Origin of the sequence: Mycobacterium sp. (assembly GCF_046095365.1) — a bacterium.
In the GTDB taxonomy this organism is placed as follows: domain Bacteria; phylum Actinomycetota; class Actinomycetes; order Mycobacteriales; family Mycobacteriaceae; genus Mycobacterium.
This window is the reverse complement of sequence record NZ_JBJTJF010000133.1, coordinates 1-9,855: the sequence shown is the minus strand read 5'-3', so window position 1 is coordinate 9,855 and position 9,855 is coordinate 1. Positions and strand designations below refer to the sequence as shown.

The following is a 9,855-nucleotide window of genomic DNA, read 5'->3' as shown; positions in this document are numbered from 1 at the left end:
CCCGAGGCCTCCATCTGGACCTTGACCTCGCTTTTCTGCGGGTCGCCGATCTCGATCTCCTCGATCGTCCAGGGCTGGTTGAACTCACGGATGAGCGCGCCTTTTGTCTTCACTGCAAACCTCCGCTGCTGGTCTGGCCGGCCCCGAACGTGTTCTCGATCACCTGCGGGCAATCCTATGACCTGACGGGTGTCGAGTCACCAGATGGGTACCGGCGTCTGTCCCAGCGGGTAGTAGCCGGGCGGCCTCTCGCCGGCCAGGCTGCGCTGAATGCGTTCCTGCATGCCTGCCGAGAGCTTCCCCTCCCGTATCAGCTGCAGATACAGCTTCTGCACGTGGCCGAAGTCGAAGAAGTCGCGCTGCCACTCGATGAGCCCGTGCGCGTCGAGCCGGAACCAGCTGCCGCCGATGCCGTGGATCTCCCGCCGTTCGGCGCCGGCGCCCTCTCCTATCGAGGCCACCTGCTTCCAGAACCCGACCACCTCGCCGATCTTCTCGTCGATGAGAACCTTCTGGTAGGGGTAGGTCCAGCCCTGCAGGCCCGCCATCTCCAGGCCCAGTGCGATGTCGCGGATCTCGGGCTTGCCGACGCACATCACGTCTTCTTTGGGGCCGATGTTCCAGCCGTACGTCGCGTCCTCGGCGTAGAAGTCGGCAAGGCCGCTCCAGTCGCCCTTGATCTCGGCGTCGCGGTTGGCATCCAGCCACCGCCGCACGAAGTCCTCGATTTGATCGCGTGGTAGCGCCGCCATGGTTCAGTCCTCTTTCTCGATGATGAAAAGGGCCCGGGTGGGACACATCTCGACGGCCCGCTCGATCTCGCGGCGTGCGTCGTCGGGTGGCTCGGAGTCGGCTATCTCGACGGTGCCGCGTTTGGGCACCCGGAAGTGGTCCGGCGCCTCCAGTGCGCACATGGCGTGGCCCTGACACAGGTCGAGGTCCACTTCGACGCGGTAGCTTCCCATCGCGTTTCCTCCTAGGCCGTGCGCCTGCGGTAACGGACCTTGGCCGGGCGGGCCAGCTGGACGACCATTTTGGAGTGGTCGTTGCGGTAGGTCTCGGGTGGCTGGGCCATCTCGAAGTCGTACTCCCGCAACAGGACCGAGAAGATCGCCTTGATCTGCATGGTGCCGAACGCGGCCCCTACGCAACGGTGCCGGCCGGCACCGAACGGAATCCAGGTCCAGCGGTGCAGCACGTCCTCCTCCCTCGGCTTGTCGTAGCGGTCCGGGTCGAAGGTGTCCGGTTCGGCGAAGTCCCCGGCGATCCGGTTGGAGACTGCCGGGGAGGCCGCGACGAAGTCGCCGGCGTGGATGGCCCATTTCCCCCCTCGGCTCTCCACCTCGAATTCGCCCTTGGCGACCCGCATCAGGATGATCAGCGGCGGGTGCAGGCGCAGGGTCTCCTTGATGACGTTCTCCAGCTTCGGGATCTGCCGCAGCGCATGGAAACTCACCTCCTGACCGTCGGCGTAGAGGTCGTCGAGCTCCCGGGTGACCCCGGCGTAGATCCCGGGATGGCGCAGGAGTTCGATCAGCGTCCAGGCCGAGGTGCCCGAACTGGTGTGGTGGCCGGCGAACATCAGTGAGATGAACATGCCGGTGATCTCGTCGGCGGAGAAGCGCGGCTCGCCCCGTTCGTCGGTGATCGACACCAGTACGTCGAGCATGTCCCGCCTGCTCTTGTCCGCCGGCGGGTCGGCGATCCGGCCGTTCATGATCTCCTGCACCAGACCGACCAGCCGCGCCCGCGCCTCGTCACGGATCCGGAAACTGTCGATCGGCAGGTACGGGTCGACGTAACACAGCGGATCGGTGCCCCGCTCCAGCAGGTGGTAGTACTCGGCGAAGCGGGAGTCCAGCTGTTCGCGGAATTTGCGGCCTATCAGACAGGCCGTGGACGTGTAGATGGTCAGTTCGGAGAAGAAGTCCAGCAGGTCGATCTCACCGGCGGGACCCCAGTTCCCGATCATCCGGCGCACTTCGCGTTCGATGGTCCTGGCATGGCTGCGCATGTGGTCGCCGCGCAGCGCGGAGTTGTGCAGCATCTCCTTGCGCCGCTCCGGGCTGGCGTCGAACACCACACCCTTGCCGAAGATCGGCGTCATGAACGGATATGCCTCGGCCTGGTCGAGATCCTCGTCGGCGGCCCGGAAGAAGAACTCGTTCGCGCGTTCGCCGGTCAGCAGCACCACCTTCTTGCCGGCCAGCCGGAAGTAGCCGACGTCGCCGCACTCCTCGCGCACCCGGCGCATCAGCCCGATCGGGTCGGTGCGGAACTCCTCGAGGTGGCCGTGCTCACCCCGGCCGCCGGAGACCCGCCGTGCCTCGCCGGCCGGTGTCACGGTTCCTCCGGGTACTGCAGCTGCCGGCGTTCCCGGGGCGCGTCGGACAGCGGCGCCTCCGGCTGCAGTTCCATCGAGACGACGAACCCGCCGCGCGGGGTCTCGGCGACGAACGCGACAGCGCGGGCCAGGTCCGCGGCGCGAAGGAAGTAGGAGTGCCGGGCCTGGCCCCACCTGGCCCAGTCCTCCAGCGCGGGTGCGATGGACTCCGGTGGCAGGCTCCATCCCATTTCGGTCTGGGTGGGCCCGGGGTGAACGACCGAGGCCCGCACGCCGGTTCCCTCCAGTTCCATCTGCAGGTTTGTCACCATCGCCAGCAGACCCGCTTTGGCGGCACCGTAGCCGCCCATGTGCGGACGCTGACGCAGCGCGACGTCGGAACCGATGAAAATGACGTCGCCCCTTTGCCTTTGGACCATGCCGGGTAACACCGCGGTGGCCAGCCGGTTGGCGCCGATCAGGTGGATCTGAATCTGAGCCTCGAAATCGTCGGTGCCGGTCTCGTGGATCCGGCCGAAGAAGGTCTCCCCGGCGCCGGCCACCAGCACCTCGATGTCGCCGAGTTCCGCGGCGGCGCGCCGGGCGAATTCCGTCACCGAGTCGGGGTCGGTGACGTCGAGCGGCAGCGCGACGGCCTCGCCGCCTTCGTTGCGGATCCGCTCGGCGAGTTCCTCGCACTTCGTGACGCGGCGCGCACCCAGGGCGACCGGGAAGCCGCGTGCGGCGAGTTCGACCGCGGTGGCGGCGCCGATGCCCGACGAGGCGCCCGCGATCAGTGCGGGCCGGCGGGCGGGGTGCGGGTCGAAGCGCGGCATCAGACCCGCTCCACGGTGATCGGAAGATGAGCGAAACCCCGCACGCTGCTGGAGTGCACGCGCACCGCGTTGGCCCGGTCGATCTCGTACCCGCGGATGCGCCCGAGCAGTTCGGTCAGCGCGACCCGCGCCTCCATGCGGGCCAGGTGCGCGCCGAGACAGAAGTGCGCCCCGCTGCCGAAGCTCAGCAGCTTCGAACCGATGTCACGGCCGACCCTGAACGTGTCCGGGTCGTCGAACACCCGCTCGTCGCGGTGCGCCGCACCCGGCACCAGCAGCAGGGTCTCGCCGGGCTTGAGGATGGTGCCGTGGAACTCGATGTCCTCGACGACGACGCGGGCCAGGATCTGACTCGAGGTGTCGTAGCGCAGCGTCTCCTCCACCCACAGCGGTATGCGGGAGTGGTCGGCATAGGCGCCGGCGATCTGGTCGGGGTTCAACCCGGCCCAATAGACGGCATTGCCGAGCAGTTTCGTGGTCGTCTCGTTGCCGGCCACCACCATGAGGAACAGAAACGCCATGATCTCGTCGTCGCCGAGCCTGTCGCCGTCGATCTCCGCGTCCAGCAGGGCCGACGTCAGATCCTCGGTGGGACTGCGCCGCCGCCGGGTGACCATGTCGGCGTAGTAGGTCAGCAGTTCCACGGCCGCGACGAGCGCCGACTGCGGAACGTCGGTGACGCCGTCCTCGCGGTGCATCACCGCGTCGGCCAGTGCGCGTAGGTGCCGGCGATCCTCGCGGGGTACGCCGACGAGTTCGGAGACGACGTCCATCGGAAGCTTGCCGGCGAAGTCGCCGATGTAGTCGAAGGACTCGGACTGCAACGCGTCGTCGAGATGCTCGCGGGTGAGTTCCAGGACCCGGGACTCCAACTCGCGGATCCGGCGCGGGGTGAACCCTTTGGAAACCAGCGTGCGAAGGCGCAGATGGCCGGGATCGTCCATCGCCAGGAAGGACATGGTCCGGTAGGCCTCCGGGGTGCGCGAGATCGGGTCCAGGGACACCCCGAGCTTGTTCGACAGCGCGGTGCTGTTGCGGAATCCGTTGTGCACGTCGGCATGCCGGGTCACCGCCCAGAAGTTCAGCCGGTCGTTGCGGTACAGCGGCGCTTCGTCGCGCAGGCGCTTGTAGTAGGGGTAGGGGTCCTCGTGAAAGGCGTAGTCGTAGGGATCGAGAGTCAGTTCGACCGTCTCGGCGCCCATCATCGCGCTCCGTCGAGGATCAGACTCACAACGTATGCCAGCCGGTCGGCGATCTGCCGGTAGTTCAAAGCCCCGCTACCGGCGTGAACCAGCGCCCCGAAGTAGCTCATCTCCAGTGCCGAGACCGTGCGCGCGTCTGCTTCCGGCCCCAGGGCCGACTTGATCCGCCTGTGGATCTCCGCTCCGATGCGGTCCCGCACCGCACGCACGGCTGCGTCGTTGCTCAGCAGTGCGGTGGTGCAGGCGGCGGCGACCTCGGGTTCGTCGGCGACCACCAGGGCAAGGCTGCGCAGCGCCTGCTGCACGCGATTGAGCCGGGTGTCGTTGACGTCGGTGAAGAACGGCACCTCGCGGACCAGATCGAGGTAGACCTCGGAGACCAGGTGGTTCTTCGATGAGAAGTAGGTGTAGGCGGTCGCCGGGGCGACCTGGGCCCGGGCCGCCACCGCCCGCACCGTCAGGTCGGCATAGGACGACTCGCGCAGGGTCTCCAGAGCCGCGCCCACCAGCCTGCGGAACGTCTCCTCCTGGCGCGGTCGGCGCGGTGCCGCGACGGATGCGGTCGCCGCACCTTCTCTGGACATGTGTCCACCATAGGTTCGCGGTCCTGACGGACGCAAGGATCGGCGGTAAAAAAGCAGGCAGCGACAATCTCCGCGGTAAACCTTCTTGCGCACCGTCTGATTCGGCGGCTATGGTTCGACCACCGATATCAGACAGTTGTCCATACTCGGGCGGGAGCCGCGGATGGCGATAGCGACCGATCGCACCAGCGATCTGTTCATCGACGGCGCGTTGGTGCCCGGCGGCGCGGGCCGCTTCCCGACCACCAACCCGGCCACCGAGGAGACCCTGGGCACCGCCGCCGACGCCGACGCCGACGACGTGGGCCGCGCCATCGACGCGGCCCGGCGTGCCTTCGACGCCACCGACTGGTCGACGAACACCGATCTGCGCGTGCGGTGCATCCGCCAGTTGCGCGACGCCATGCGGGAACACATCGAGGAACTTCGCGAGATCACCATCGCCGAGGCCGGTGCGCCGCGCCTGCTGACCGCGGCGGCTCAACTCGAGGGCCCGGTAGCCGATCTCGGCTTCGCCGCCGACACCGCCGAGGGCTACCAGTGGTGCACCGACCTCGGTGTCGCCGCCCCGATGGGGATCACGACGTCGCGCACGCTGGTCCGAGAGCCGGTCGGCGTCGTCGGCGCGATCACGCCCTGGAACTTCCCGCACCAGATCAATCTCGCGAAGATCGGCCCGGCGCTGGCGGCCGGCAACACCGTCGTCCTCAAGCCGGCTCCCGACACTCCCTGGTGCGCGGCCGTTCTGGGTGAACTCGCCGCCGAGCACACGGAGATTCCGCCCGGGGTGCTCAATGTGGTGACCTCCAGCGACCATGCCGCGGGAGCGATGCTGGCCTCGGACCCGCGGGTGGACATGATCTCGTTCACCGGCTCCACCGACACCGGCCGGACGGTGATGGCCGCCGGGGCGGCGACGATCAAGAGGGTCTTCCTGGAACTCGGCGGGAAGTCGGCGTTCCTCGTCCTCGACGACGCCGACCTTCCCGCCGCGTGCGCGGTGGCGGGCTTCACCGCCGCCGTGCACGCCGGACAGGGCTGTGCCATCACCACCCGTCTGGTGGTGCCGCGCAGCCGCTACGACGAGGCCGTCGAGGCTGCCGCCGCGACCATGTCCGGTATCAGGCCCGGTGATCCCGCCGAACCCGGAACCATATGCGGCCCGGTCATTTCCGCGCGTCAGCGCGATCGGGTGCAGGCCTACCTGGACCTGGCTCTTGCCGAGGGAGGCCGCTTTGCGTGCGGTGGCGGCCCGCCCGCCGGCCGCGACCGCGGGTACTTCATCGAGCCCACGGTCATCGCCGGACTGGGCAACGACGCCCGGGTGGCGCGCGAGGAGATCTTCGGACCGGTGCTGACCGTGATCGCCCACGACGGCGACGACGATGCCGTGCGCATCGCCAACGATTCGCCCTATGGGCTGTCGGCGACGGTGTTCGGCTCCGACCCGCGGCGTGCCCGGGCGGTGGCCGGCCGGCTGCGGGTCGGCACCGTCAATGTCAACGGCGGGGTCTGGTACTCCGCTGACGTCCCGTTCGGCGGATACAAGCAGTCCGGCGTCGGTCGCGAGATGGGCCTAGCCGGATTCGAGGAGTATCTCGAGCTGAAAACCATTGCCACAGCCGTATAAGGAGACCCGCGTGGGACAGTTCGACGACAGGGTGGCCATCGTCACCGGGGCCGGTGGCGGGATCGGCCAGGCCTACGCCGAGGCACTGGCGCGCGAGGGTGCGGCGGTGGTGGTCGCCGACATCAACACCGAGGGGGCCGAGCGGGTGGCCGCCGGGATCGCCGGCGGCGGAGGGTCGGCGGTCGCCGTGGGCGTTGACGTCTCCGACCCCGATTCGGCCGCCGCGATGGCCGAACGCGCGGTCGCCGAGTTCGGCGGCATCGACTTCCTGGTGAACAACGCCGCGATCTTCGGCGGCATGAAGTTGGACATGCTGCTCACCGTGGACTGGGACTACTACAAACGGTTCATGAGCGTCAACCTCGACGGCGCCCTGGTCTGCACCCGCGCGGTGTACAAGAAGATGGCCGAGCGGGGCGGAGGCGCGATCGTCAACCAGTCCTCGACTGCCGCCTGGCTGTACGCCAACTACTACGGACTGGCCAAGGCCGGTGTGAACTCCCTGACCCAGCAGCTCGCCCGGGAGCTGGGCTGGCAGAACATCCGGGTCAACGCCATCGCCCCCGGACCGATCGACACCGAGGCCAACCGCACGACCACCCCGCAGCAGATCGTGGCCGACATCGTCTCCCGCATCCCGCTGAGCCGATTCGGCCAGCCCGACGATCTGATCGGGATGTGCCTGTTCCTGCTCTCCGATCAGGCCGGCTGGATCACCGGGCAGATCTTCAACGTCGACGGCGGACAGATAATCCGGTCATGAGCCGATCCGTCACAGCAGAGCCGCTCCTTGGTTACGTCGGGCTGGGCAGCATGGGCGCCCCGATGGCGATGCGCCTGACCGGCTGGCCGGGTGGGCTGATCGTCCACGATGTCCGCGCGGAGGCGATGGCACCGTTCGCCGCGGCCGGCGCGACCACCGCCGCCGGTCTCGCCGAGGTCGCGACCGCCGACCTGATCGAGGTGACGGTGCTCGATGACGCACAGGTGCGGCAGGTGGTCGCCGAACTGGCCGTTCACACCGCCCCGGGAACCGTCATCGCGCTCCATTCCACCATCGCCGACGGCACCGCCGCGGAACTGGCCGCCGAACTCGCACCGCACGGTGTCCACGTCGTCGACGCCCCGGTCAGCGGCGGCGCAGGTGCGGCACAGAAGGGTGAACTGGCCACCATGGTGGGCGCTCCCCGCGATGTCTACGAACGCGTCAAGCCGGTCTTCAAGCAGTGGGCCTCGGTGGTCATCCATGCCGGTGAACCCGGCGCGGGCACCCGGATGAAACTGGCCCGGAACATGCTGACGTTCACCGCTTTCGCGGCCGCGTGCGAAGCGATGCGGCTGGCCGAGGCCGCCGGCTTGGACCTGCAGGCCCTGGGGCGGGTGGTGCGGCACACCGACGCGCAGGCCGGTGGGCCCGGCGCGATCATGATTCGGGACAACACCCACGAGATCGAGCCGGGACACTGGCTCTACGACACCTTCACCCACACCCGTGGTCTGGGGGAGAAGGACCTGAGTCTGGCGTTGGCACTGGGAGATGCGCTGGGTGTCGACCTTCCGCTGGCCCACATCGCGATGCGCGGTCTCGCCGACGGCCTCGGCGTTCCGCACCGGACCAAGGAGTGAGCGTGGACATGGACGAGGTGCGGCGTAAGGGCCTGGCCAAGATGAATGAGGTGTACGGCTGGGAGATGCCGGACCTTCCCGGCGACTACTTCGCGCTGACCGTCGACCACCTGTTCGCCGACATCTGGAGCAGGCCCGGTCTGGCCATGCGGGACAAGCGGATCGTGACGCTGTCGGTGGTCACCGCGCTGGGGTTGCCGGACCTGGCCGAGATCCAGGTGAACGCGGCACTGCAGAACGGGGAACTCAGCGCCGAAGAACTGCGCGAGATGGCGATCTTCATCACCCACTACGTCGGCTTCCCGCTCGGCTCGACGTTCAACACCGTCGTCGAGAAGGTGATCGCCAGGCGCAACAAGGCTTCCGGCGGCTGACGCCGGCGATGCGGTTCGCCGCGCAAGACGGTGAATTAGGGTTTGGGCGTGCGCGTCCTCGTGATCGGTTCCGGTGCCCGCGAACATGCTCTTCTCACAGCGTTACGCAGGGACCCGGGCGTGGACTTCCTGGCGGTCGCACCCGGCAACGCGGGCACCGCCGCGGTCGCCGAGCAATACGACGTCGACGCCGGATCACCCGAGGACGTCACCGGTCTGGCCGGGAGACTGCGCGCGGACCTGGTGGTGATCGGGCCGGAGGTGCCCCTGGTGCGGGGCGTCGCCGACGCCGTGCGTGCCGCGGGGATCGCCTGCTTCGGACCGTCGAAGGACGCCGCCCGCATCGAGGGCTCCAAGGCCTTCGCCAAGGACGTGATGGCCGCCGCCGGGGTGCGCACCGCTGTCAGCGAGACGGTGGACAATCCCGCCGACCTCGACGCCGCCCTGGACCGGTTCGGGCCGGCCGCCGGTCAGCGGGCCTGGGTGGTCAAGGACGACGGACTGGCCGCCGGCAAGGGCGTGGTTGTCACCGTGGACCGGGATGCGGCTCGTGCGCACGCCGCCGAACTGCTCGAGTCGGGGCACCCGGTGCTCCTGGAATCCTTCCTCGACGGCCCCGAGGTGTCGCTGTTCTGTCTGGTCGACGGAACCACGGTGGTGCCGCTGCTGCCGGCTCAGGACTTCAAGCGGGTCGCCGATGGGGACACCGGACCCAACACCGGCGGTATGGGCGCCTACGCGCCGCTGCCCTGGCTGCCCGAAAGCGTGCGGGCGTCGATCGTGCACGACGTCGTCGAACCGGTGGCCGCGGAAATGTCGGCCCGGGGGTGCCCGTTCTCGGGACTCCTCTACGCGGGACTCGCCATCACCCCGGATGGCCCCGCGGTGGTCGAATTCAATTGCCGCTTCGGCGATCCCGAGACCCAGGCGGTACTGGCTCTGCTCGAGTCCCCGCTAGGCGTGCTGCTGTATGCGACCGCCACCGGCGCCTTGGCCGGCTTTCCCGCGCTGCGATGGCAGGACGGGTGTGCGGTGACCGTGGTGCTTGCCGCCGAGAACTATCCGGGCAGGCCCCGCGTGGGCGATGTCATCACCGGTTCCGAGGCGGTTGGCGTGCTGCACGCCGGAACCGCGCGTCGCGACGACGTCGTGCACGATCGACGCCCGCACGCTTTCGGGCAGCCAGGGCAGCGGCGCGTAGGCGCCCATGCCGCCGGTGTTGGGTCCGGTGTCCCCATCGGCGACCCGCTTGAAGTCCTGAGCCGGCAGCAGCGGCACCA

General features: G+C 68.7%; 10 protein-coding genes and 3 pseudogenes. 5 read left to right on the top strand and 8 right to left on the bottom strand.

All coding sequences use genetic code 11. The annotated features are described in order from the left end of the window. From ACKOQ4_RS10885 to ACKOQ4_RS10855, 7 genes and pseudogenes are all read right to left on the bottom strand, one after another. Positions 1–113 (bottom strand): annotated as a pseudogene (locus ACKOQ4_RS10885) (alcohol dehydrogenase); the annotation flags it as partial. A gap of 84 nt (positions 114–197) precedes the next feature. Next, positions 198–752, bottom strand: a complete 555-nt coding sequence (locus ACKOQ4_RS10880) for a nuclear transport factor 2-like protein (protein ID WP_526291678.1) — start codon at positions 750–752, stop codon at positions 198–200. A 3-nt stretch (positions 753–755) separates the two neighbouring features. Beyond that, positions 756–965, bottom strand: a complete 210-nt coding sequence (locus ACKOQ4_RS10875) for a ferredoxin (RefSeq protein ID WP_526291676.1) — start codon at positions 963–965, stop codon at positions 756–758. An 11-nt stretch (positions 966–976) separates the two neighbouring features. Beyond that, on the bottom strand, positions 977–2,344 hold the full coding sequence (gene cyp51, locus ACKOQ4_RS10870; RefSeq protein ID WP_526291674.1) for a lanosterol 14-alpha demethylase: 1,368 nt from the start codon (positions 2,342–2,344) through the stop codon (positions 977–979). Further along, positions 2,341–3,159, bottom strand: a complete 819-nt coding sequence (locus tag ACKOQ4_RS10865; protein WP_526291672.1) for an SDR family oxidoreductase — start codon at positions 3,157–3,159, stop codon at positions 2,341–2,343. Before ACKOQ4_RS10865 ends, cyp51 begins: the two co-directional genes overlap by 4 nt. After that, positions 3,159–4,361 (bottom strand): cytochrome P450, encoded by a 1,203-nt coding sequence (locus ACKOQ4_RS10860; protein WP_526291670.1) that lies wholly within the window; start codon positions 4,359–4,361, stop codon positions 3,159–3,161. Before ACKOQ4_RS10860 ends, ACKOQ4_RS10865 begins: the two co-directional genes overlap by 1 nt. Next, entirely contained in the window at positions 4,361–4,945 is a 585-nt protein-coding gene (locus ACKOQ4_RS10855; RefSeq protein WP_526291668.1) for a TetR family transcriptional regulator, read from the bottom strand. The genes ACKOQ4_RS10860 and ACKOQ4_RS10855 overlap by 1 nt, the downstream gene beginning before the upstream one ends. Before the next feature lie 163 nt (positions 4,946–5,108). Between ACKOQ4_RS10855 and ACKOQ4_RS10850 the strand changes: the two genes are divergently transcribed. The 5 genes and pseudogenes from ACKOQ4_RS10850 to purD all read left to right on the top strand — a co-directional run. Next, positions 5,109–6,575 (top strand): aldehyde dehydrogenase, encoded by a 1,467-nt coding sequence (locus tag ACKOQ4_RS10850; RefSeq protein ID WP_526291666.1) that lies wholly within the window; start codon positions 5,109–5,111, stop codon positions 6,573–6,575. A gap of 10 nt (positions 6,576–6,585) precedes the next feature. Beyond that, positions 6,586–7,338, top strand: a complete 753-nt coding sequence (locus ACKOQ4_RS10845; RefSeq protein WP_526291664.1) for an SDR family oxidoreductase — start codon at positions 6,586–6,588, stop codon at positions 7,336–7,338. Beyond that, on the top strand, positions 7,335–8,201 hold the full coding sequence (locus tag ACKOQ4_RS10840; RefSeq protein ID WP_526291662.1) for an NAD(P)-dependent oxidoreductase: 867 nt from the start codon (positions 7,335–7,337) through the stop codon (positions 8,199–8,201). The genes ACKOQ4_RS10845 and ACKOQ4_RS10840 overlap by 4 nt, the downstream gene beginning before the upstream one ends. A gap of 8 nt (positions 8,202–8,209) precedes the next feature. Continuing rightward, positions 8,210–8,575, top strand: coding sequence for a carboxymuconolactone decarboxylase family protein (locus ACKOQ4_RS10835; RefSeq protein ID WP_526291680.1), 366 nt, complete (start codon positions 8,210–8,212; stop codon positions 8,573–8,575). Positions 8,576–8,623: 48 nt separating this feature from the next. Beyond that, positions 8,624–9,721: pseudogene (purD, locus tag ACKOQ4_RS10830) on the top strand (phosphoribosylamine--glycine ligase); the annotation flags it as partial. Positions 9,722–9,766: 45 nt separating this feature from the next. Here the strand turns inward: purD and ACKOQ4_RS10825 are convergent. After that, positions 9,767–9,853 (bottom strand): annotated as a pseudogene (locus tag ACKOQ4_RS10825) (hypothetical protein); the annotation flags it as partial. Between the last annotated feature and the right edge of the window lie 2 nt (positions 9,854–9,855).